This window comes from Zwartia hollandica (genome assembly GCF_019923725.1).
GTDB classification, from domain to species: Bacteria; Pseudomonadota; Gammaproteobacteria; order Burkholderiales; family Burkholderiaceae_B; genus Zwartia; species Zwartia hollandica.
Genome location: NZ_JAHXRI010000006.1, coordinates 419,152 through 443,089, shown reverse-complemented (window position 1 = coordinate 443,089; position 23,938 = coordinate 419,152). Strand labels below are relative to the sequence as shown.

The following is a 23,938-nucleotide window of genomic DNA, read 5'->3' as shown; positions in this document are numbered from 1 at the left end:
GATCTACGCGCGTCCAACGCCTGCATAACTGAACCCAAGCGCTTTTAAGGCTGCGGGGTCAAGGTGATTGCGTCCGTCAAATACCACGGGGGCTTTGACTGTTGCTTTAAGCTTCTTAAAATCAATTTGCTTGTAGGCGGCCCACTCGGTGACCAACACTACGGCATCCGCATCTTTCGCTGCGGCAAGCGCGTCGTCTTCGATCTTGAGCTTGCCGTTACGCAACAAGTCGGCAAACACATGCTCTGCCACTTCTTTTGCAACGGGGTCGTGCGCCGTGACGGCTGCACCGGCATGACACAAGGCTCGGATGAGGTCGATGGACGAGGCTTCACGCATATCATCGGTATCTGGCTTGAACGCCAAGCCCCAAACGCAGATTTTGCGACCATCAAGGTCTTTACCCATCTTGGCCACGATTTGCTCAAACAGGTATTGTTTCTGCTTTTTGTTGCGTGATTCAACACCGTTGAGCACGATTGGGTCGACACCCACGCTCTGGGCGATACGCACGAGCGCTTGTACGTCCTTGGGGAAACATGAACCACCGTAACCGCAGCCTGGGCGCAAAAAAGCAGGGCCAATGCGTGAGTCAGAACCCATGCCGGCGCGCACGTCTTCGACGTTAATTCCGAAACGGTCGCAGACGTTGGCGATTTCATTCATGAATGAAATGCGCGTCGCTAGCATGGCGTTAGAGGCGTACTTGATCAGCTCAGCCTCTTTGACGCCGACCGTGAGCAGTTGGCTCGCTTGCTTAACGTAAGGCTGATAAAGCTTGATCAGCTGGGCTTTGGTGGTCTCACTTTCGGTACCAATCACAATGCGATCGGGATTAAAGAAGTCGTCGATGGCGGCGCCTTCTTTAAGAAACTCTGGATTGCTCGCCACATCAAAATCAATAAAGCACTTACGCTGGAAAAGCTGCCAGGCAATCTCGCCTTTGACAAGGTCCGCCGTACCTACAGGTACAGTGGATTTATTGATTACGATGGCTGGGCCATTCAAGCTTTGCCCAATTTCTTTAGCTGCCGCCAACACGTAGCGAAGGTCAGCCGAGCCGTCTTCGCCCTGGGGGGTGCCCACGGCGATAAAAATCAGATTGACCTCTGCGCTATCGCTGCCAAGCTTGGTCATGCCATTTTTAATGCTGTCTGAGAACTTGAGATTGCCGCTTGCGATGGAAGCATCCACCACTTCTTTGAGGCCAGGCTCATAAATTGGGATGATGCCTTTCTCAAGACGGGCAATTTTGCTGGGGTCTGTATCGACACAGATCACCTGATTATCCTTACTGGACAAACACGCGGCAGTGACCAGTCCAACATACCCGGCACCAACAACCAATATTTTCATGACTTCATTCTCAGGACAAAATGACAACAAGCGGCATTTTCGCCGAAATTTGACGGCTTTTTGGCTAAATCTGACCGTAATCAGCGTAAATCTGCACGAAACACATGGGAAAGTAGCTGCCGTGTGCTTTCAACCCAACTCGTTCGATGGATTTGGCTTGAATCTGGGGCGCGGCCGTCAGCAAATAGCACAAGCCAGGCCTGCACGGCCTCGGCCAACGCGGCCGCACTGCCGCCGGCGTAAAAGTAAGCATGTGTTTGGGCCACTTCCCTAAAAACCGGAATGTCGCGGGCAATCACGGGCAAGCCATGGCGTGCGGCCTCAACAATCGGCAGACCAAAACCCTCCGCCTCGCTCGCGGCAATTAGGCAGGTCGCACTGGCGTAAAGCTGCTCAAGAAACTCGTCACTGGCGTTTTCAAACCAGAAGAGCTGCTGACCTTGCTGGGGGTGCTGGCGCAACCGTGCCGCCAGCTCTTCAGTCAGCCAGCCCTGCTTGCCCACGAGAACCAACTGTGCGTGTGACCCTTGCGCCCATAACAGTTCAAAGGCCTCAAGGATTTGGGCCTGACGCTTACGGGGCTCGAGGGTGCCAACCGCTAAAAACGTTGGCGCGGCAGCAAGCTGGGCCAGAATCGCCTGGCCGTTCTCGGGCAAGCCTTTTGTGGGTACTGAACTTGCAATATCCGCACCCAAGGCAAACCAGTCAATGTTCAAGGTGTGAAGTGAGGCTGGCGCGTTTACCTGCAACCATGTGCGCAACTCCGCTGCGACGGCTTGGGATATACAAATCACACCGTCTTGCTGGGCGACCACACTGAGCCAGAAGGCGTAACGACGCACAAGTTCTGGGACGAAGGTCTCTTTGAACAAAACCGGCAACAAGTCATAGACAACAAAATACACACCGACACCACGATGCCGCAGGTCTGCAAAATAGGTTTGATGCGCGTCGTCAATATTGAAATTGAGATCGAGCCCCAAAAACACATCGCCCTGGCGCGGGTTAATCCAGTCGTCCCCAGCACCGTCCGCCTGAGGTGTCGCTTGCTGGCCGAGCCAGCGTGCCGTAAAAGCCTGTGCAGCCTTGTAGCCATAGCGATCGATTGCATAAACCAATTGCAGCTTATATCCAGACCCACCGGCTGCATCAACAGACTTGAATAACTGGTGCAGCACACTACGCACCACACGCTGAATGCCAGAGTGTGAATCGTGGCGATGCAACTCAGTGATGTCGACAAACAAAACGGGGCGGGGGTCTTCACTCGGTACGACGGCAGCTACCAGGGCTGCGACTTCACTCAGCTCGAGGTCTGTACGTTCAGGTGTCTGTGGCAGAGCTGCAATACGTTGCGGCAAGATGCGACGCAAGTCGAGTGCACGAGCAGCGGCTCGCCTTGGTGCAAAGGCCTGTTGGGTTTGGATTTGTTCCAACACGGCTAAAGCACGCTGTGCGGTTTGATCCCAAGAGAACTGTTTTAACTGTTCACGACTATGCGTGAGCAAGCGCGCGCGAAACGCTTCATCTGTTAAAGCTTGCTCAATCTTTTGTGCAATCGCTGTTACAGAGAACGGATCAAACAAGGCTTCGGGGTTACCAATGACCTCTGGGACACTGGAGTAGTTTGAGCCAATCACCACTGCCCCACAAGCAATGGCTTCGAGTGCAGTCAGGCCAAAGCCTTCACAATACGTTGGCAATATATGGGCGCGACACAAGCCATACAGTGCACTGAAATCTGTATCGGACACCCGGCCTGTCACGATCACATGATCACCTGCCAAGCCCGCAGCGATAATCTGTTGATCTAACAAAGTACGTTGGGGTCGGTTCATGCCCCCGGCAAGAACGAGTTGATGCGCGTTGCGCACTGCTGGCGGCAAGGCTGCATAGGCCGCGAGCAGGCGGTCAATATTTTTGCGCGGATCAAAGGCACCGGTGTAAAGCAAGAAAGGGCGGGTGATCGAAAACTTTGCGCGTGTGGCGACCGCTTCCGTTTCGGTTAGGTCCCGCGGAACAGTTTCTTCACCAATCGCAGCCGAAATATTAGTGACGGACGCCGGCGGCATGCCGAGTTGTTCGATTCCATCTCGACGCGAGGATTCAGAGATCGCCAACCAGTAATCTGCGCGGCGCAGTTGATGCAGGCGCTCGTAATACCAATCTAGCGTAACGGGATCTGTTAGGTATTCGCTTGTATAGAGCAGCGGGATTAAGTCGTACAGAATCGCGACCGTGTAGGTCGGCGTGAGCTGTCCAATGCTAACGACGGTGTTGTCACCGGGGCTATCAACAACGCTCGTGGCAATCACCACGTCCGCATCAAGCTGCGCGATGAAGGCTTCGCGTAAAAGCTCAGACACTTGCTGACGCCAACGGTTTTGTGGTTTGCGCTCATCCGTCGGGCCAATGCCGGACCAAACTCGCACAGTACAGCCTGCCAACTGTTCACCGAGCGCTGCTTTGACAGGTGCGATGGTGTCCGGGAATAAATCGCTGAGGAGCACGATGACTTCGTGTTGCGCGCGCCGATCAATCAGTGCTTTAACCAACGCTTTAACAAACGCAAGCGAGTAACGTCCGATACCGCGGTAACGGCTTTCGTTCTGCACACCCTGCAAATCGATCACGAACCTCACGACTTGGGCGCCTCTTTTTGCCGTTGCAGTTCAGCTGCGATTTGCACAGCCTCTGGACTGAGAGTCGTAAGGCGCGCTTGCACGCGCTGGGCTTCGCTTAGCACTGCGGGGTCGACCTCAACCGGCACGATTTTGGGCTCAACCACACGCCCCAACGAAACAAAATAGTGCGTCAAACCAAGCTTATTGGAGACCTTGTGGCAGAAGCGCTGCAACGCAGGTTTGGCGGCGAACAGTCGCAACACGCGCTGGACAATCATCCTTGTGAATTTTTCTTTGAAGGCACTGATGCGTTCGCCCACGCCTTCGTCTGCCAACCGTTTACCTTGATTGTCTGCCCAGCGAATTGGTCGACTCAGCTTCCAAAGCAGGGAGTCTTCTAACTCTTTAATGGCGGTCTCGAGTTTTAACTCTGTCGCTGCAGCGTCCGCTTTAATTTGTTGGATCTGTTGATCAAACCGCTCGGTGAGTGTTTCAAGCTTTAAACCGTAGTCGTGCGTAAAGGCGGGGATGACGGGCGCTTGCGACATCCCGTCAGTCGACTTTTGTGCGATCACAGCGTATGCGGGGCTGACTGCATTCAGTACGTTCAGTAACTGCACAGGCGCTTCGCCGCAGAGCTGCAAACGATCGAGACGACGCACGAGCTTTGTTCTGGCGTAACCGTAGTAATGTGGCACGAACTCCAACAGCTCAGGCATCACCGGCGGTTGGCGATTCGGGATCGCATAATAACCACCCGCCCCCAACACGATGTTCTCGGGGTTCGGCGCTTCGAGTAATAACAAGCCACCGGGCTTCAAAATCCGCAAGGACTCTTGCACGACTTGCCGCACATCATCAAAGGGCAGATACTCAACTAGACGAAATGCCGAGACAATGGCCTGGCTCTGATCCGGGTGCTGCGCCAGTTGCGTCAGTAACTCAGGCGCATGCACATTCAGACTCGTAGCGGCGAACCCAACCTCACCCAGCAGCCGCAACCAAGGCGATGCGCCATCGTTGAGATCTAGAACAGGGGCCTGGGGGTAGGTATGTAGGAGTGGGTAGACGAACGGTAAGTAGCCGAGCAGCCGCTGACGCTGGGCATCTGCTGAGCCCTCAAATCTGGCTTGAATCGCACGATAAAAATCGTCATGCACGGGTGTAGTCTGCCTCGGTAGACAACCAGTTCATGCCAACAAAATGTTGCTTGTCGACATTGACCACATTGAACACAATCGCACGGTCGCGCCACTCATAATTTTTGCCGAGATGCGAATCGGAGTCATGCAGAGACAAGGAGATCGAGTACGAACCATGCCCGACGTTCGCCGGAAAGCGGAAACGGTAATGAATGTTTTCACCAGCCCGCACATGTTCAACGATTTGGTGGCTGTGGAATGTATTGGTACCGTAAATCACCTGACCGAGGCGGTCTTTAAGCTGAAAGCCCAGGACTAACTCGGGTAGCTCTTTTAACGCTTGCACAGTCGCTTGCAACTCAAGCGGCTGGCCGACTTTAACCACTTCTACCGCACGACCAGCCTCATCACAGAGCTGTGCAGCGGCGATACGCGCTTCACCGGTGCCGGACACGGTCTGTGTTTTGCCGTCGTCGCTTACTGTTTGCTGCACGGTTGCACCACCACGCTCGGCGAGCATGGCATTGTAATAATCCATCACGGCTTCGGGATCGCCTTGCAGCGCAATCTGTCCTGCGTTTAACAAAATCGCGCGATCACAAATACCTTGTACCGCACCTTTGTCGTGCGACACGATCAGCAAGGTGGTGCCGAGTTTGCTATATGCACGAATGCGTTCGAAACTTTTATGTTGGAAATAATTGTCACCAACGGACAAGGCCTCGTCGATGATCAAAATATCGGGGCGCTGTACGGTGGCCACACTAAAGGCCAGGCGCATCTGCATCCCGCTCGAGTACACACGCACGGGTTGATCGATGTAGTCACCGATCTCGGCAAACTCTTGAATCTGCGGCATCAGTGCTTTGACTTCATCAGCCGTCATACCAAGCAACTGACCGGCCATGACGGCGTTTTGTCGGCCGGTGAAATCCGGATCAAAGCCCATGCCTAATTCGAGTAACGCAGCGATACGGCCTTGTACTTGCACAGAGCCCGAGGTGGGTTGCGTGGTGCCAGTAATCATTTTGAGCAAGGTGCTTTTGCCCGCACCGTTCATGCCAACAATGCCCACGGCTTCGCCGGCATTCACGGTGAAGTTCAGGTCTTGCAGCACCCAGTGCAAACCATGGCGCACGCCCCCAAAGGGCGACAGCCATTCCACCAGTCGTGACCAGCGATTGGGATATTGCTTATAGGCTTTGCCTAGATTCGCGACCTGTATCGAACCCATCAGAGTTCATCCACCATTTCGCTGGCATGCTTTTGATACAGGCGTAAACCCAGCACGCACAACACAACTGCCAACAGCGTAACCGGCCAAAGCGAGTACCAATCCGGCATCCGCGCGTTGACCAAAATCGTTTGGTAAGCCGTTGCGATACTTGTCGTGGGGTTGTATGCAATCAGCTGCTGTGCCCAGGTCGGCAAAATCGACAAGGGGTAGACGACAGGCGTCAACCAAAACCAGAACTGCAACACCACGCCAAACAGTTGGCCGACATCACGAAAGAACACATACAAGATGCCCAGCGTGAGCCCCAGCCCAAACGCGAGCAAGACCTGAATCAGCAACACCGGCACGATTGCAAAAAACACGAGCCCAGGAAAACTGCCGGACGCTACCAAGAACACGATGAACAAGCTAAAGATAATAGCGAAGTTCACCGTTGCGTTGGCCAGTGCGATCACTGACAACGACAGCACCGGGAAATTTACTTTCTTAAACAGATTGGCGTTTTCAAGAAAAACATTCTGCCCACGGTTCACGGCTTCAGAAAAGTAATTCCACGTCAGCAAACCCGCACACAAATAGATGCTGTAGGCAAACTCATTGCCCAGACCGGGAAGCTTGGACTGCATGACTTGCGAGAACACAACTGTGTAGACAATGATCATGGCCAGGGGCTTGATCACGGTCCAGGCTGCGCCCAGCATGGAGTTTTTGTAATTGGACTGGAACTCGCGCTGCACGCTACCCGCGATAAAACCGCGGTAGCCCCACAGCGCTTGAATCATCCCCATCAGGCGGCTCGCGATGGCATGCGCATTAGGCCCGACCGTAGTGGTCTTGAAAGCGCACGATATCGTCTTCACCTAAGTAACCACCGCTTTGCACTTCGATCAACACCAGATCGATTTTGCCGGGGTTCTCAAGACGATGCTTATGGCCCGCTGGAATAAAAGTGGACTCGTTCGTGGCAATCAGTAGGTCTTGATCACCGTTTACGACCTTGGCCATACCGTCGACCACAATCCAGTGCTCACTGCGGTGATGATGCATCTGCAACGACAGCGACGCACCGGGCTTAACCACGATGCGTTTCATCTTGAAACCGGGACCTTCTTCGAGCACAGTGTAGGTGCCCCAAGGACGATGCACGGTACGGTGCAACTTGTAGGCCTCGTGATCAATCTTTTTAAGCTGACCCACGATTTGCTTGACGTCTTGTGAGCGATCTTTGCTCGCCACTAACAAAGCATCAGCAGTATCGATGATAATCAGATTATCAACACCGACAGCAGCAACCAAACGATCGGTCGACTGTATATAGGTGTTGGTTACATCATGAAGATAGGCTTCGCCTTCGATGCTGTTGCCATTACCATCGGGGGCAATCAAATCACCGAGCGCGTTCCACGAACCAATGTCGCTCCAACCAATCGAACAGGCTACAACTGCAGCATGGGTAGTTTTTTCCATGAGCGCGTAGTCAATCGAAATGCTTTCGGCTTCTGCAAAGGTATTTGCATCGAGTTCGATTTGGTACTGACCACTACCTTCAACACGACGCGAGACGGCAAGGCTTTTTTCAACGGCGTCGAGCACCTGCGGCGCAAAGCTCTTGAGCTCAGTCATCGCGGTCTGGGCCGTCATGCAGAACATGCCGGAGTTCCAAAGGTATTTACCGCTGTCCACATAAGACTGTGCAGTTTTGAGGTCTGGCTTCTCAACAAAGCGCTTGACGGTGTGGCCTTCGGATTCGATATAGCCGTAGCCTGTTTCTGGCGCCTCAGGTTTGACACCGAAAGTCGTAACTTTGCCGGTCTCTGCCAATTTGACAGCGGTTTGTACGGCTTGGGTAAATGCCTTCAAGTCACTGATTAAGTGGTCAGCCGTCAAAAACAGCATGACCGCATCGGGGCCGTATTGTTTATGGATCGTCAACGCTGCCGCGGCAATCGCAGGGGCTGTGTTACGGCCCTGGGGCTCAAGGATGAAACCGAGCGGCATGGGGATGGGGCCGGTTTCACGGTACTCATCCGCTGTCTTAAAAAACAAATCGCGGTTGGTGACGGTTAAGACCTCGACTACGTCGGGCAAGCTCTTGGCACGCAAGAAAGACTTCTGCAACAAGCTCTGGCCATCGGCCAAGCGTATGAAAGGCTTAGGGTGCTGCTCGCGCGAAACAGGCCACAAGCGTGTGCCGGCGCCACCAGACAGAATCACAGGGATAAGTTTCATGCTTAACCGTCAAAACAGGAGTTCCGGCATTATCGCATTTCAGGGACGAGAATGTGCTCCGACGAGGCAAGCTTGACGACGGGGCTAAGCCCCTATTGGGGGAGTGCCAACACAGTCCGAATTTGTTGCACGCTTTGCTCCCAAGACTGATACGAGAGGCTCGAACTTTTGGGGTGCATAACGGCCTGATAGAGTTGCAACCAGGCCTTGAGGCACTCTGCAGTATCTTCAGGCGTGTTGCCGGGGAAATAAAACCCAGCCTCGCCGGCGACCTCTCGAAAGACTGGAATGTCGCGCAAAATAACGGGCAAGCCGTGTTGAGCGGCTTCAATAATCGGCAAACCAAACCCCTCGCCCTCACTGGCGGCGATCAAGGCTGTACTGCCGGCGTAGATACGCTCAAGATATTCGTCACTGACACCTTGCAACCAAATCAGGCGCTTGCCTAGCTCTGGGTGGGCCTTGAGCGCACGCACTAAGACATCTATATTCCAACCGACCTTTCCCACAATCACTAGGTTAGCGTCGGAGCCGTCCAGCCACAGTTTGGTGAACGCATCCACGATATGCCGATAGCCCTTACGCGGCTCGAGCGTACCCACCATCAAAAAGCTAGGCCGGGTCGCCAACTTGGCAAGGGTGTCGGGTGCATCTGCCGGCATGCCCTTGGTGGGGGCCGAATTATTGAGGTCTGCCCCTAGGTGGAAGTAGGTAATATCGAAATCAGCAGATGTAGAAATTCGGTTATCTTTCACCCAATTTCTGTAATCATCGGCGATTGTCTTTGAAATACACAAAACCCCATCAAATTTAGCCAGTGTGCGCAGCCAACGCTCGTGAAAGCCTTTGTGCGAGGGTGGAAAGTATTGCGGGAACTGGATGGGGAGCAGGTCATAGATAACAAAATAAACCTTAACGCCGGCTTCTTTCAGTTTAGCCAGGTAGGCTTGCTCTTTAAGTGTGGTCACGCAAGCAAAGTCGAGACCAAAAAATACGTCGCCTGCCGTAATTTGGATGGGACTGGGGTCTGGATTACGCGTGACGGACAAGTCGCTCACCGAGGTCTGGTGGACGATCGCGGGCTTAAACCCGACGTGGCGGTCCACATAAACAGCCTGCACGGTAAAACCGGGCGGAGGGTTTTTAAGCAGCTCCATCAAAATACTGCGCGTGACCCGTTGAATCCCTGTTTTATGGTCCTCCAGGACGAAAAAAGAGACGTCGACGAATAAAGTCTTAGGGTCAGGGCTTGCACGAAACTGGACGACACGGGGTTTGACCAAATACCAGTCAAACAACTTGGTCTGAATATTGCGTACAAACGGGTCGACCTGGGGGTAGCGGGTGACAATCGACTTCAACACCTTTTTGCTCACACCACCGGTGCACACGTCATATAAATACTTAACCGTCGACTTGATCATATTTTTATTTATTGAGCCCGGGAGCAAATTTCGCAATGGCGATGCGGAAGTATAATCCTCGCTTCGAATGGAAACCGGGACGAAACGTGTCGAAATCAGGAACAACGCACACGGCAGTGGTCACAGGGATCACTGGACAAGATGGCGCATATTTAGCTGAATTACTGTTAGGTAAGGGCTACAAGGTTTACGGCACCTACCGCCGCACCAGCTCCGTCAATTTTTGGCGTATTGAAGAGCTTGGCATTCAAAATCACCCCAATTTGCATCTGGTCGAGTACGACCTGACGGACCTGTCGTCCAGCATCCGCTTATTGCAGACGTCTGGCGCAACCGAGGTCTATAACCTCGCGGCCCAAAGTTTTGTGGGCGTGTCGTTTGAGCAACCGCTCACGACCGCTGAAATCACAGGAATTGGCCCGGTTAACCTGCTGGAAGCCATCCGCATTATTAACCCCAAGATTCGTTTTTATCAGGCCAGTACCTCAGAAATGTTTGGCAAGGTACAGGCGATTCCGCAAATCGAAGACACTCCGTTTTATCCACGTAGCCCTTATGGCGTAGCCAAGCTGTACGCACACTGGATGACGATTAATTACCGTGAAAGTTACGGGATTTTTGGGACGAGCGGCATTCTGTTCAACCATGAATCGCCACTGCGTGGTCGTGAGTTCGTGACGCGCAAGATCACGGACTCGGTTGCCAAGATCAAACTCGGCAAGCTCGACGTGCTGGAACTGGGCAATATGGATGCCAAGCGCGACTGGGGCTATGCGAAAGATTATGTAGAAGGTATGTGGCGCATGCTGCAAGCCGACGAGCCTGACACATTTGTGTTGGCCACTAATCGCACTGAAACCGTACGTGACTTTGTAACGATGGCCTTCAAGGCGGCGGACATTGCACTGGACTGGAAAGGTAGCGCAGAGCAAGAGCAAGGGTTTGACACCAAAACAGGCAAAGCGCTTGTGAAGATCAACCCCAAGTTTTATCGCCCCGCAGAAGTTGAGCTGTTGATTGGTAACCCCGCAAAGGCCAAGGAAAAACTTGGCTGGGCACCAAAGACGACTCTTGAAGAGCTCTGCCGCATGATGGTGGTGGCAGACCTCGCGCGCAATGAGCGCGGATTCTCGTTCTAAATGACCACAGCGCAGCGCGTGATGCCGCCTAATCACGATCGTCGCGTACTAGTGACTGGCCTGCAGGGTTTTACTGGCCATCACTTGGCCAACGAGCTCGAGGACAATGGCTACGAGGTCTGGGGGCTGGGTGATGTCACCCCCACATTTGCACGCTGCGTCAAAGCAGACCTGTTGGATATCGCATCGCTTAAGCAGGCGGTGCTTGCCGCCAAACCGCACTATGTCATCCATCTGGCCGGCGTTGCGTTTGTTGGCCACGGCCAACCCAAAGCGTTTTACGACGTAAACCTGGTCGGTACCCGTAATCTGCTTGAAGCGCTGGAACCAGTCGCTGCAGATTTGCGCTGTGTGTTGCTTGCGAGCAGCGCAAACGTTTATGGCAACTTGCAAGGCGGGCTGCTCAGTGAAAGCAATCCGGTGAATCCGGCAAACGACTATGCCGTGAGCAAATTGGCGATGGAATACATGGCCAAGCTCTGGTTGCCCAAAATACCTGTTGTGTTGGCGCGCCCATTTAACTACACAGGCATTGGTCAGTCAGAGAGTTTTTTGATTCCCAAAATCGTTTCCCACTTCGTTCGCAAACAAAGCGCCATCGAACTTGGCAACATGGATGTGTGGCGCGAGTTCAATGACGTGCGGGATGTTGCGCACGCCTATCGCAAACTGATTGAAGCTGCACCGATCGGGCAAACGGTTAACGTGTGCTCGAGCAATCTGGTGTCGCTGAAAGAAGCACTTGCCTTGGCCACAGAACTAACCGGCCACAGTATCGAAGCACGCATCAACCCGCAGTTTGTACGTGCGAACGAAGTATTAAAGCTTGGCGGTGACACCACACGCCTTAAACAATTTGTACCGGACTGGCAGCCGCGCCGTCTGCGCGAAACACTAGCCTGGATGCTGGACGCCGCATCATGATGCATGTGGGCTTCGGTGTGACGGCCTTATGCAAAGGCCTGGCCGGCGGCTCACAAGACGGCATCAGTCACTACACCCAAGAATTGATCACGCAGTTTGCGAAACGCGCAGAGCTTAATCTGCAGCCGTTTTCGTTTGCTGTGGGCGCGCAGGACATAAAAGAACTAGATCGGAAGGTGTTTGAGACTGCATCGCCTCAACACCTACCACATTCAGTGTTGCATCTTGGAAAATATCCTACAGGCGCACTATATTCAGCATTCACCGGCGCAGACTTTCCTGACATCAATAAGCTGGGCAAAGTCGATCTCATTCACGCGACCGACCACTACATCCCACGCGCGAAGTTTGCACCAATGGTTGCAACGCTGATGGATGCGATTCCCTTCTCGCATCCGGAATGGTCAAGCGGTCGGTTCCGTGGCGCGAAGAACGCACTGTGGAAAAAAGCGATCAGCTGGGCTGATCACATCATTACGATTTCAGAACATTCAAAGCAAGAGCTTTGCATGTGGACGGGAGTCGCGGCAGAGCGAATCAGTGTGATCCCACTTGGGGTCGATGCACGTTGGTTTCGTGAGGTGACCGCGGAAGAGTTTGCGCTGGTACGCGCGAAGTTCAAACTACCGTCGCAATACTTTATTTCTGTCGGCACCTTGCAACCACGCAAAAACGTTGGTGGCGTCATCGCCGCACATCGTGCAATGTCGCTTGCACAACGCAAACAAACACCGCTCGTGATCGTTGGCCGAGCCGGCTGGAAGTGCGAAGAAGAAATCAAACAGATTGAGGCTGACGCACAAACAGGTACGATCGTCTGGCTGCAACAGGTATCGGATGCGGAGTTACTGCCAATCTTGAAAGCAGCACGTGCGCTGTTGTTTCCATCCCTCGCAGAGGGATTTGGTTTGCCTGTGCTGGAAGGTTTTGCGGCGCAGGTGCCTGTGATTACGTCGACGACAACATCTCTACCTGAAGTTGCTGGCACAGCAGCGCTTGCAGTTGAGCCTACTGATGTGGATGCGCTGAGCGAAGCGATGCGACGGGTACTGGATGATCACGCTTTGCATGCAAGCCTGCAGCAACATGGCTTGGCGCGTGCGCAGCGGTTCACCTGGGAGAGTTGTGCTGAAGCGACGTTAGCGACTTACCAACGCTTAACTACGGGCTAGTGCTTAAGTAAGCTCTTGTAAACCCCAACGTACTTCTGCGCCATCGTCTCAGCCATAAAAGTATCGCGATAACGTTGCAGCGCCCCCGCGCGCCAGCGTGCGACCCGCTGTGGATCGTGCCAGAAACTATCCATGGCCTGACCAAAGGCGACAGCATCTGAAGGCGGAACGACAAGACCCGTCTCACCGTGTTTGTTCACATAGCTGGTGCCCGTACCAATCTCGCACGTGATCATGGGTGTGCCTTGCTGTGCCGCTTCAGCAAGCACGATACCAAACGCCTCAGACGCGATATGCGAGGGGAACACAAAACCGTACGCTGCGCGCATGATGCTGCGCTTTTGTTCGTTAGTGACCTCAGGGACAAAATGCAGGTTCTTTAGCCCTAGCTCTCGCGCTTGCTTTTGCAGGGCATCGTGCTGATCACCGCGGCCGACAATTACTGTCGGGTAATCGCGCCCCTTTAAGGCGTCCAGCAAAACGTGCAGGCCTTTGTAATAGCGCAAGGCGCCGAGGAACAAAAAGAAACGCTCACCAAACTGCTGCCGCCAAGACTTCACTTCGGGATCGGTCTCTGGCAGTTGATCAAAATGCTCAATTCCGTAGGTGATCAACTGGGTTTTATCTTTAAACTTTTGCAGTACGGGGCTGGACTGCATGATGCCGGGTGATGCGGCCACGATCGTTTGCATCTTCGCCAGATAGCGATCACGCAGGGGTGCGTACAACTTGTTGAGTTGCACCTGGTTCACCACATCCGAGTGATAGCTAATCAGACTAGGCTTTTTCACACCGGCGTACAGATAGCTAAGATCAGCGAACGGCCAGGGGAAATGCATGTGCATCACATCGGCCCACGCAGCCTCTTGCTTGAAGTGCGTGAGAAAACTGACTGAAAATCCAGTCGATGCCACATACAGGTCGCGTTTGTAGCGTCTGATTTCATACCCAGCAGGGGCGATGTCAGTGCGCGGTTGACCAGGGGTCAATACCAACACACGGTTCTCGATACCTAATGGAGTCGTGTGGCCAGCAATGGTGTGCACCACTTGCTCGATGCCACCATAGGTGTCCGGGAAGTACGTCTTGAGGACGTGCAACACACGCATGTTAGCGGCGCCGTTTCTTTTCTAACACCATCCAGCGCGGCATTTTGAACAACACCAGTCGACGATACAAGATGACGTAGCTAACAGAAAACAGAAACACAAACGCCATTAGTACGTAGTCGTATTGCCAGAACAGTACGGCCGGGATGGTGCCCATGGAGGACAAAATCCAGAGATAGGGCGAAGTCATGGCGTTGCGCTGATTAATTAAACGGGCTTCGTCCGTACCGACGGCCCAACGCACCATGCGCTTGTAAACCAGCATGTGCAGATGCACGCCATCAGGCGCGCCGGGCGATTTACCCCGTACGAGCTTTTTACGGTAGATCGAAAACAGGGTTTCAAAGACCGGGTAGATGCACAGTAATAAAGGGAACCAGGGCGATACATGGGGGTGCCGTGCCAACATGAGTACGCAAAGGGTGCCGATCATGAACCCAATAAAGTAGGCCCCGCAGTCGCCTAAAAAGATCAGGCCGCGCGGATAGTTCCAGATCAGAAAGCCACTGATCGCACCCAGCATACCAACCGATGTCACCACTAAAAGTCGATCGCCAAGGTAAAAGGATACATAGGCTATGCCCGACAAAATCATTGCGGACACCACAGAAGCCAAGCCGTTGTAGCCATCAATAATATTGATGGCATTAGCGGAACCGGCAATCGCAAAAATCGTAACCAGAAAAGACACGACCCCAAACTGTAACAGCCAATCAATGCCAATGATGTCGAGATGGGTGACCTCAGCCCCAAGCCAGTAATAGGCCAACGCCCCACTAATAAGAGCCAAGCTCAGCCGGACCCGCGCACGCACTTTTTTAGTGATGTCGTCCGCCAAGCCACCCAAAAATACGGGCAAACTGGCCAAAACGAGTAGTCCGACGGCGGTCACGACCTCGGGATCCCGAAACGCTGCGATCAGCGTGGTTACTCCCATCCCAATCAGCAGGGCAATGCCGCCCACGCGAGGGACCGCTTTCGTGTGGAATTTTTGAACGCCTTCGAAATCGGTATCGCCAGAAAACGCGACGTGCAGTCGACGATACCTGACCAGCAAAAGGGTCACGATGAGGGATACAACAAAAGCGCCTAATACATAGGCCATGCGCAGGGGTTACCTATAAAGAATTGCCCGTATTTTATACATCAATCGCGTTGACCGCCCCCGAGCGCTTGCGCAGCTCAAATTTCTGGATTTTGCCGGTCGACGTCTTGGGTAATTCGCCAAATTCGATCGCCCCCGGGACCTTAAAGCCTGCGAGGTGTTGCTTGCAGTGCTTAATCAGGTCTTCGGCACTGACTTGCGCGCTAGGTTTGAGTTCAATAAACGCGCAGGGGGTCTCGCCCCATTTAGGATGTGGCTTGGCCACCACCGCCACCGCCATAATGGCCGGGTGCTTGTACAAAACGTCTTCGATCTCAATACTGGAGATGTTTTCACCCCCGGAAATAATGACGTCTTTGCTGCGATCTTTGATCTTGATGTAGCCATCGGGGAAGCGCACGCCCAGATCACCGGTATGAAACCAGCCCCCGGCAAAGGCCGCCTCGGTCGCTTTGGCGTTGCGCAAATAGCCTTTCATGCCGATATTGCCGCGCAAGACGATTTCGCCAATGGTTTCCCCGTCGCGCGGGACCGGCTGCATGGTTTCAGGGTTCAGGACGTCAGCCCCTGCTTGCAGGTGGTAGCGCACACCTTGTCGAGCGTTGAAGACTGCTCTCTCTGCCACGGGCAACGTATCCCAACCTTCCTGCGGAGAACAGACGGTGCAGGGGCCATAGACCTCGGTCAACCCGTACACATGGGTGAGGGTAATGCCCAGGGCTTCCATACTTTCAATTAGCGTGGCGGAAGGGGCTGCACCGGCAACCATCGCTTGCACACGGCGGCCGTTGAGCTTACTCATGCCGTCTTTTTTTAGTGCCTCGGGGGCATTGACGAGCATGCTGTGCACAATCGGTGCGCCGCAGAAGTGGCTGACGTTGTAATCACGAATCGCACCAAACACACCTTCGGGTGTGACCTTACGCAAACACACGTTGACACCGGCGCGGGCCGCAATGGCCCAAGGGTAGGTCCAACCGTTGCAGTGAAACATTGGCAAGGTCCACAAATAGACGACATGCGACGGTAAGTCCCATTCCAGAATATTGCTGATCGCAGCGAGCTGCGCACCGCGGTGGGAATACACCACGCCTTTGGGCTCGCCCGTTGTGCCAGAGGTGTAGTTCAACGCAATGGCATCCCACTCATCGCCCGTGAAATGAATCGGCTCTTGCGCAGCACGCTCAACCTGGGCGGCTAATAAAGCCTCATACTCATACGTACCAATGCGATCACCCGAGCCTTGATACTGGGTGTCATCAATATCAATCACGATGGGTTTGACTTGAGCGTGTGCAATGGCCTCTTGCATTACCTTCGCAAATTCACGATCAACCAATACGACCTTTGCTTGCGCATGGTTCAACATATAGGTCAGGCTCGCCGCGTCCAGCCGTGTATTCAAGGCGTTGAGCACGGCACCAATCGCCGGCACCCCGAAATGGCTTTCAATCATCTCAGGCGTGTTCGCCAGCATGGCGGTCACCGTATCGCCTTTTTGTACTCCTAGGGCACGCAAAGCCTGTGCGAGCTGCATGCAGCGTTGATAGGTTTGTGCCCAGGTGCGGCGAATCGGTCCATGAATTACTGCAAGCCGATTGGGAAACACTTCCGCGGCACGCACGATAAAGTCGACAGGGGTTAAAGCCGTATAGTTAGCGGCTGTTTTAGGCAGGTCTTGTTCGTAGATATTCATTGCTGTTGCTGAGCTCTCTGGTGTTGATCTCTATCCTGATACACACGACAAGCGATGTTGTGTTCTTTGCTTAGGCGTTCTTCAAAGGCGCGAATTTCTGGTGTGATCCCAACACCACGAAAACCGCCGCGCAACGCGCGTGTGGCGACATCCTTATAAGCAATGGCCCACAGCTCGGGCAACGCCTGGCCTTGTGGCAAAGACAACCACAAGCGCAAGAGATGGCGCTTGCGCTCGGGCTCGGGGAAGTCTTCGTATTCGGTCCGGGCATGCAACACGACATGATTGTTCAGAAACTGAAAATCCCCTTGCTGCAGATCCATGTGATAGCAGATCTCTTCACTTGCGAGCAACGCATCGAACATGTCGAGCGCTTCAGTTTGCAACGCGCTTAGGCGCGGGACATCCTCAAACGTAATCTGTGCACCGGTGATGTGGTTGCGAATATGACGGCACGCAAATCGGCCGTCTTTAAACCCGACAATCGACGCCTGGTAGTACGGCGGCTCTTCGGGTGCATGCTCGCCCTGGCGACTGAAGTAAAAAGGTTCGGTCAGCACCTTGGCAAGATCCGGGCGACGACGCTCGAGTTCTTCATACGCACTCAAGGAACTTGAAATCAAACTCTTGCCACCGCTTTGCGCGGTATGCAAACACATCAGGCCCACGACGTCACTGCCATCTGCATGAAAATCGAGTTTTGAATTGGTGTTGTAACCGCGACCCGTACCGCCACGATAGGTACCGCCGGTGTTCAGCACATCCGAGACATACTGGCTTTGTTTGCCTTGCGGACGCGGGACGCCCACGCTCAGTCCCATGCACCAGAACAAGGTACGCATCGCGGCCTTGCTCCAGCGCGCCACAGGAAAACCGCGCAAGACGCAGATACCGAGCCCGGTCTGCGTAGCATCCATGGTACGCGCAAGAAGTTTCTGCGTGACAGGCGTCAGCGGAAAATCCGCCGCTGACAATTCAAACTCTTTTTTATTGAGCGCCAGTACATGGCGCAGACCCGCTTCTAGATCCTGAATTTCCTGCTCAGTGAGCAGGTGAATCCAGGACTGATCGCTTTCGAGATCGGCCCGTTTCCAACCACGGGGCGGGGTGTGCAACTGTGACATCTTGACTCCTTGCTACAAAAGCTTAATCGCCCTGCAGGTTGATACGTTTAGCTAGGTCTTGCAGAAAGGCTGCTTCGCGCTTGATGCGATCATGAAACTCGGCAACCGGTTGTGCCACAGGCCAGGCAGCTTGGTCGGCAAGGGCGGCTTTCATATCGGGAGAATGCGCCACCGTGTTCACCGCTTTTTGCATGGCTTCGAGTAAGGCCATGGGGGTCTTGCCCTGCGCATACATGGCGTAACTCTGTGTGATGTCAAAGTCCTTAATGCCGGCTTCTTGCATGGTGGGCACATCGGGCACTGCGGCGGAGCGCTGCGCGCTCGTCACGGCCAGAGGTGTCAGGCGACCTGCATTCATCAGGTTGCGCGCGGTGAGAATGCTAGTGATCCCTACGGTCGTGACACCCGCAACGACATCAGTCATCAAGGGAGCACCGCCTTTATAAGACACACTGACCATATCGAGCTTCTCGGCGTTGGCGTACATTGCGCCAACGAGCTTGGTCATGTTCTCGGAGCTGCCGTAGGAATAGGTCTTAGGTTTCTCGCGCATGGCTTTGGTGAACTCGACCATGGTCTTGGCCGGGAAGGTGGACGAGGTCACAAAGATCAGAGGGGAGTCCGCCACGACGGTCACACCGGCCAAATCCTTGAACGTGTCATACGGCATGCTCTTGGTAACAAGCGGATTAATCAGGTGGGTTGACACGACCATCACAAAGGTATGTCCATCAGGATCGGACTTGGCGACGATGTCAGTGCCGATGATGCCGTTCGCACCTGGCTTATTCTCAATAATGATGGTCTGCTTGAGCAGTGGGCCCAGACCTTGCGCCAGCTTGCGCGAGATAATGTCGGTGCCACCACCAGCCGAATACGGGACGATGATGCGGATAGGCTTGGTTGGCCAATTCGCTGTTTGGGCCTGTGTCGTAAGCGGTGCAGCGGCGAGTAGGCCAGCTGTGGCAGCAACCCCCAAAGTAGCGATGAGCTGACGGCGAAGGGGTTTTAGGGCGGTTTTCAAGTTTTGTCTCCTGACACGGTTGTGATTGGTAGCGGTTTTCAGTCGCAGTTATTCGTTTTTCTTTATTTTGCGCTGAATTTGACTGCGATGGGGCGTGCGGTGGTGCTATTCTGTACTTTATAGGTACTTACCCGAATGACCGCCACACCTTCACCGCCACCTTCTACCGAAACACCCGCCTCTCGGCGCGAGCTGCTGCTAGCCATGTCTGGCATCGCGGCGTCAGCCGTCGTGGTGGCCTTTGATGCCACGATCGTCAGCACGTCGCTGCCCCAGGTAGCGCAAACGCTTGGTGATATGGAACTCTATGCTTGGGTGGGTACGGGCTATTTTCTGGCTTCCGCTGTCACGATTCTAATTTTTGGGCGGCTCGGCGACTTGTACGGCCGCAAGCCCTTGATGATGCTGTCCATGGCGATGGTGATGCTTGGCTCGGTGTTGTGTGGTCTATCGCAATCGATGCAACAACTGATTCTCTTTAGAGTGCTGCAGGGCTTGGGCGGCGGCATGATGATCGCCAGCACGTTTGCCGCACCGGCGGATTTGTTTCCAGATCCCAAGCGACGCGTGCGCTGGATGCTGGTGACCTCAATCACGTTTGCTGTAGCCAGTGGCCTAGGGCCAGTAATCGGCGGTGCGGTGACCCAGGCACTTGGCTGGCGGGCGGCTTTTTTTGTAACGCCGCTTGCAGCCTTGCTGGGGGTGATTACGACCTGGCGATACTTCCCTTGGATCAAGCCCGTGCGCAGTGCGTCGCTCAGTCTAGACTGGGTCGGTGCGCTGTTGCTCACCCTTGCCGTTGGGGCCCCGCTAGCTGGCCTGGAATTGTTAACTGGTAAGGGCCATGATGGCTTTCGGTTGTGGGGCTTGGGTTTGCTGTGCGTCGGCGGGATAGCTGCGGTCCTGCTCGCGCCCGTTGAACGCAGTGCGGGAACGCCAATCTTTCCGTTACGGGTGCTGCAGAGTTCTGAGGCACGCCTGATCAATCTGGCTGGGATGCTTTCAGGCGCAGTGATGTTCATCCTGATTTTCTATATTCCGTTGTTGTTGCAGGACGGCTTTGGCTTTAGTCCCGCCCATGCCGGGCTGTTGATGGCGCCGCTAGTCGCGGGGACTTCAGTGGGTAGCATCATGAATGGCCGTCTGTATCCCCGCCAAAGCGAGCCCGCGCGACTCATGGTGTTTGGTGGTGTGCTGCTGGCACTGGGCTGTGTGTTTACCTTGACGTTCTCTGCCGCCAGCCCAGCATGGTGGATTCTGCTGACGACGTCTATTTGCGGAATCGGCCTGGGGTTCTTGTTACCCAATTACACCCTCTTCATGCAGATGCTGGCTGAGCAACGGGATGTGGGCGTGGCGTCTGCGCTGATCCAGACCACGCGGGCGCTGGGCAGCGCCTTTGGTACCGCCGTCGTGGGGATGGTAATCGCGAGGTTGTCTGTCCCTCTTGGGGTCACGATCGGTTTGGTACTGTGCGTCGTCATGTCTATCTTGGTCGCAGTCGTATGTACTCAAATTCGGATGAAGAACGTCAATCGTTCATAAACCGTTATCATTCTGCTTATGTTGAAACAGCGTATCGATTCGGCGTTGGTGGCCCTTTTAATTGCGGCGCTACCGGCCCTCATGCTCACAGAAATTGGACCGACCAGCGGGGTGTTCTACGCCCTAGTCGTCGTATGTCTTTCAATCTGTTTTAGCCGTACAGGCGGCATCCGTGCGACGCTCGCCGAGCTACGCGACTATCGCGGACTTGGTCTGGTTCTGGGCTACTGGGTACTGATGGTCTTAATTGCCATGCTGACTTCCACTGGCAATCACACGGCTGAGCTTGAGCGTGGCCTACGCTTAAGCCTGGGCACACTGGTTATCTTGGGTGCGTGCTTAAGCCTCATCCCACAGTGGCTACGACAGGCATCCTGGGGACTAACCATCGGAACCGTTGCTGCCACTTATATTGGGTTTAGCTGGACCTGGTCTGAGCTTGAACGGGTCGATCAGTTTCCGCAGTACAACGCGGTGTCTTACGGAAATCTATTGCTATTGCTGGCCACACTGTCAACGCTATCCATCGGCTGGAAACTCACGCCTTACCGCCGAACTGAAATCGCAGTCAAAGCGTTAATCGGCGTTGCGGGCGTGTTGGGTTTTATGACAACCCAAACCCGCAGCGGCTGGGTCGCAATGCCGTTTTTTATTCTAGTCGGCTCAATACTTTGGGCAGGTAGCTTCAAGCCGCGCAAGCTGTTTTTACCTGCAGTTTTAGCGTTGACGCTTGCAGCAACCGTTTTTGCCTCGAGCTCGACCATGCGTACGCGTTTGCAACAAGGCGTAGATCAATTAGTCGAATGCTCGAGCGCACCGAACACGATTTCTTCGATGTGTGTACGGGTGCAACTATGGCGTGCGTCTTGGCTGATGTTTAAAGAAAACCCGCTGCTTGGCAATGGTGCAACCAACTTGTTTGGCTCTGCACTGCACAGCTACGTGGACAAGAAGATTATCTCTAGTTTTGCGACCGATGAAGATTTCGACGAGCCGCACAACGACATCTTTTACATGTTGGCCGGACACGGCTTGCTGGGGCTGTTGGCACTGCTGTTTCTTTATTTTGCGCCAGCATGGATATTTATACGGCGCTTAGCGGAAGGCGTGCCGCAAACTGCGCGGGTCGCAGCGGCCATGGGCTTGTGCGTCTGCCTAGGGTTCTTTGCGTTTGGGCTGACCGAACTCATGTTCCGCGGTATGCGCACGATGAGTTTCTATGCGCTGATGATTGGCTGGTTAATGGCGTTATCAGACAGCCACTTCCTGCAAAAAACTCCGTCGAATGAGGGTGCTTAGCCGTGAGCGTCGTCTGAGATTCGTTCTGGCAATTTCTTGACCAGTAGGCGTCGAACGACTACAGACTGCCATAAGCGCTTAACGGCATATCCAATCCGGCGACGAAGCCGACGTCGCGGAACACGCCCTTCTGAAATGGAAGAGCTTTTGCTGAGCGGGCCATCCCACACGGCGTTGGGCGTCAGCGCATATAACGTCAAAAATCTTTGCTGTTCAAAGTAACGCCAATAGTCAGCTGCGACGCAAACGGGATAGGCACCACTTAACATCTTTTGAGCGGCGGCTAAGGTAATAAAGTAACCGGACGTCCGCCAAACACCACCGTGGGGCCGCACGATATGATAGTTGCCGACCGAACGCGCGCCAAAACGATAGCCTCGCCGCACATGGGTAAGTTGCACCATCGCCGGATCGTCAGTACTGAACATACCTAGCAAGCCGGACTGCGTGTCAAGCAAGGCTGCAAAATCAGGGGCCAGGTCAATATCATCTTCAAAAATGACGGCGCTCGCGATGCCTTGCTCGACCATCAAACGATAGATACCCAAATGCGATAGCGCGCAGCCGATTTCGGACCGACTCATGGGACCGTAAACCTGTGTCGCAAGCTCCGCCGCAAAATGTTTCGCTAGCTCCTCGGCGGACATGACCCGGCCATCCACCGCATCAAACCACCGAGGTGTAATGCCATGGCTTGCCAACAAGTTCATCATGGCCTCGCGTCGTTGCGTAGCGGTTGCAAGACTCACGACGAAACAAGGGATCTGTGCCATGACGCTTTTTACACGGTAACGCTTTGCTGAAACTTCCAGCTGCTGTCACACATTTGATTTAAATCATGCTTTGCCGTCCAGCCGAGCGCTTTGGCTGCGAACTCCACTGAGGCGTAGCTGCTCGCAATGTCGCCTGCTCGACGCGGCGCAATCTTGTACGGGACGGATCGACCGCTTGCGGCCTCGAACGCGGCCACCATTTCAAGCACACTGTAACCACGGCCCGTGCCAAGGTTAAACGTGTGAATCCCAGCGTGTTGATTGAGGTAATTTAACGCGGCGACGTGGCCCTCGGCCAGATCCATCACATGAATGTAGTCGCGCACCCCCGTACCGTCCGGCGTGTTGTAGTCCTTGCCGTACACGCTGAGCTCGCGCAACTTCCCCACAGCCACTTGCGCAACAAACGGCATCAAGTTGTTGGGGATACCGTTGGGATTCTCACCGATCAGGCCCGAAGAATGGGCACCGACTGGATTGAAGTAGCGCAAGACGGCTAGGCGCCAGATGGGGTCAGACAGTGCCACGTCCCCCAGAATCTGTTCAATATGTAGCTTGGTGCGACCATAGGCGTTGGTGGCAGCGGTCGGGTGCTGTTCATCAATCGGCAAATATTGTGGGTCGCCATAAACGGTTGCGCTCGAGCTGAACACCAAGCTTCGACAAGGTGTGCGCTGCATCGCTTGCAGCAGGCTGATCGTGCCTTGCACATTATTGGCGTAGTAGTCGATCGGGATCTTGACGGACTCACCCACGGCCTTCAGGCCTGCGAAGTGAATCACCGCATCAATGGCGTGATACTGCAACGTGTGATTGACCAGTGCGGTGTCGCGAATATCACCGCGCACAACGGTGACAAGCTGACCCGTGATCTGCTGAATGCGCTGAACTGCATCGGGCTGGCTGTTGCAAAAGTTATCCAGGATCACTACCCGATGACCGACCGCAGACAGGGCAACCGCCGTATGGCTGCCGATGTAGCCTGCACCGCCTGTCAACAGAATATTCATGGGGAC

General features: G+C 54.2%; 20 protein-coding genes. 5 read left to right on the top strand and 15 right to left on the bottom strand.

Features of this window, described 5'->3' with window-relative positions; genetic code table 11:
* Positions 1–3: 3 nt before the first annotated feature.
* The 7 genes from KZZ10_RS05435 to KZZ10_RS05405 all read right to left on the bottom strand — a co-directional run bounded on the left by KZZ10_RS05435 (position 4) and on the right by KZZ10_RS05405 (position 10,012).
* Positions 4–1,356: a UDP-glucose dehydrogenase family protein gene (locus KZZ10_RS05435; RefSeq protein WP_259660474.1), complete on the bottom strand. Its 1,353-nt coding sequence runs from the start codon at positions 1,354–1,356 to the stop codon at positions 4–6.
* Positions 1,357–1,436: 80 nt separating this feature from the next.
* Positions 1,437–3,998 carry a glycosyltransferase family 4 protein gene (locus tag KZZ10_RS05430; RefSeq protein ID WP_259660473.1) on the bottom strand — a complete coding sequence of 854 codons (2,562 nt, stop codon included), beginning with the start codon at positions 3,996–3,998 and terminating at the stop codon, positions 1,437–1,439.
* Positions 3,995–5,140: a class I SAM-dependent methyltransferase gene (locus KZZ10_RS05425; protein WP_259660472.1), complete on the bottom strand. Its 1,146-nt coding sequence runs from the start codon at positions 5,138–5,140 to the stop codon at positions 3,995–3,997. Before KZZ10_RS05425 ends, KZZ10_RS05430 begins: the two co-directional genes overlap by 4 nt.
* Positions 5,133–6,356 carry an ABC transporter ATP-binding protein gene (locus KZZ10_RS05420; RefSeq protein WP_259660471.1) on the bottom strand — a complete coding sequence of 408 codons (1,224 nt, stop codon included), beginning with the start codon at positions 6,354–6,356 and terminating at the stop codon, positions 5,133–5,135. Before KZZ10_RS05420 ends, KZZ10_RS05425 begins: the two co-directional genes overlap by 8 nt.
* Positions 6,356–7,147: an ABC transporter permease gene (locus KZZ10_RS05415; RefSeq protein WP_311133547.1), complete on the bottom strand. Its 792-nt coding sequence runs from the start codon at positions 7,145–7,147 to the stop codon at positions 6,356–6,358. Before KZZ10_RS05415 ends, KZZ10_RS05420 begins: the two co-directional genes overlap by 1 nt.
* A 25-nt stretch (positions 7,148–7,172) precedes the next feature.
* Entirely contained in the window at positions 7,173–8,588 is a 1,416-nt protein-coding gene (locus KZZ10_RS05410) for a mannose-1-phosphate guanylyltransferase/mannose-6-phosphate isomerase (RefSeq protein ID WP_259660470.1), read from the bottom strand.
* Between the two features lie 92 nt (positions 8,589–8,680).
* The gene (locus tag KZZ10_RS05405) at positions 8,681–10,012 is read right to left on the bottom strand and encodes a glycosyltransferase family 4 protein (protein ID WP_259660469.1); all 1,332 of its coding nucleotides are present in this window, start codon (positions 10,010–10,012) and stop codon (positions 8,681–8,683) included.
* Positions 10,013–10,098: 86 nt separating this feature from the next.
* Between KZZ10_RS05405 and gmd the strand changes: the two genes are divergently transcribed.
* Genes gmd through KZZ10_RS05390 form a run of 3 tightly spaced genes read left to right on the top strand, consistent with a single transcriptional unit; the run spans position 10,099 to position 13,247 of the window.
* On the top strand, positions 10,099–11,151 hold the full coding sequence (gene gmd / locus KZZ10_RS05400) for a GDP-mannose 4,6-dehydratase (protein WP_259660468.1): 1,053 nt from the start codon (positions 10,099–10,101) through the stop codon (positions 11,149–11,151).
* A 21-nt stretch (positions 11,152–11,172) separates the two neighbouring features.
* Positions 11,173–12,075, top strand: a complete 903-nt coding sequence (locus KZZ10_RS05395; RefSeq protein WP_259661003.1) for an NAD-dependent epimerase/dehydratase family protein — start codon at positions 11,173–11,175, stop codon at positions 12,073–12,075.
* Positions 12,072–13,247 (top strand): glycosyltransferase family 4 protein, encoded by a 1,176-nt coding sequence (locus KZZ10_RS05390; protein WP_259660467.1) that lies wholly within the window; start codon positions 12,072–12,074, stop codon positions 13,245–13,247. The genes KZZ10_RS05395 and KZZ10_RS05390 overlap by 4 nt, the downstream gene beginning before the upstream one ends.
* Here KZZ10_RS05390 and KZZ10_RS05385 read toward each other — a convergent pair.
* From KZZ10_RS05385 to KZZ10_RS05360, 6 genes are all read right to left on the bottom strand, one after another.
* Positions 13,244–14,356, bottom strand: coding sequence for a glycosyltransferase (locus KZZ10_RS05385; RefSeq protein ID WP_259660466.1), 1,113 nt, complete (start codon positions 14,354–14,356; stop codon positions 13,244–13,246). The genes KZZ10_RS05390 and KZZ10_RS05385 overlap by 4 nt on opposite strands.
* A gap of 1 nt (position 14,357) precedes the next feature.
* A complete protein-coding gene (locus tag KZZ10_RS05380; RefSeq protein ID WP_259660465.1) occupies positions 14,358–15,461 on the bottom strand; it encodes an MraY family glycosyltransferase in 1,104 nt (367 codons plus the stop codon).
* 34 nt (positions 15,462–15,495) lie between these two features.
* The gene (locus KZZ10_RS05375) at positions 15,496–17,157 is read right to left on the bottom strand and encodes an acyl-CoA synthetase (RefSeq protein WP_259660464.1); all 1,662 of its coding nucleotides are present in this window, start codon (positions 17,155–17,157) and stop codon (positions 15,496–15,498) included.
* The gene (locus KZZ10_RS05370; RefSeq protein WP_259660463.1) at positions 17,154–18,281 is read right to left on the bottom strand and encodes a TauD/TfdA family dioxygenase; all 1,128 of its coding nucleotides are present in this window, start codon (positions 18,279–18,281) and stop codon (positions 17,154–17,156) included. Before KZZ10_RS05370 ends, KZZ10_RS05375 begins: the two co-directional genes overlap by 4 nt.
* A 22-nt stretch (positions 18,282–18,303) precedes the next feature.
* Positions 18,304–19,305: a tripartite tricarboxylate transporter substrate-binding protein gene (locus KZZ10_RS05365; RefSeq protein WP_259660462.1), complete on the bottom strand. Its 1,002-nt coding sequence runs from the start codon at positions 19,303–19,305 to the stop codon at positions 18,304–18,306.
* Positions 19,306–19,367: 62 nt separating this feature from the next.
* On the bottom strand, positions 19,368–19,511 hold the full coding sequence (locus KZZ10_RS05360; RefSeq protein ID WP_259660461.1) for a hypothetical protein: 144 nt from the start codon (positions 19,509–19,511) through the stop codon (positions 19,368–19,370).
* On the opposite strand from KZZ10_RS05360, the gene KZZ10_RS05355 reads away from it, so the two are divergent.
* Both KZZ10_RS05355 and KZZ10_RS05350 read left to right on the top strand, forming a co-directional pair.
* Entirely contained in the window at positions 19,510–20,850 is a 1,341-nt protein-coding gene (locus tag KZZ10_RS05355) for an MFS transporter (RefSeq protein WP_259660460.1), read from the top strand. The two genes, KZZ10_RS05360 and KZZ10_RS05355, sit on opposite strands and share 2 nt — an antisense overlap.
* Before the next feature lie 18 nt (positions 20,851–20,868).
* A complete protein-coding gene (locus tag KZZ10_RS05350; protein WP_259660459.1) occupies positions 20,869–22,149 on the top strand; it encodes an O-antigen ligase family protein in 1,281 nt (426 codons plus the stop codon).
* Here KZZ10_RS05350 and KZZ10_RS05345 read toward each other — a convergent pair.
* Both KZZ10_RS05345 and galE read right to left on the bottom strand, forming a co-directional pair.
* Positions 22,146–22,922 carry a glycosyltransferase family 25 protein gene (locus tag KZZ10_RS05345; RefSeq protein ID WP_259660458.1) on the bottom strand — a complete coding sequence of 259 codons (777 nt, stop codon included), beginning with the start codon at positions 22,920–22,922 and terminating at the stop codon, positions 22,146–22,148. The two genes, KZZ10_RS05350 and KZZ10_RS05345, sit on opposite strands and share 4 nt — an antisense overlap.
* 8 nt (positions 22,923–22,930) lie before the next feature.
* Positions 22,931–23,932: a UDP-glucose 4-epimerase GalE gene (gene galE / locus KZZ10_RS05340; protein ID WP_259660457.1), complete on the bottom strand. Its 1,002-nt coding sequence runs from the start codon at positions 23,930–23,932 to the stop codon at positions 22,931–22,933.
* Positions 23,933–23,938 lie beyond the last annotated feature (6 nt).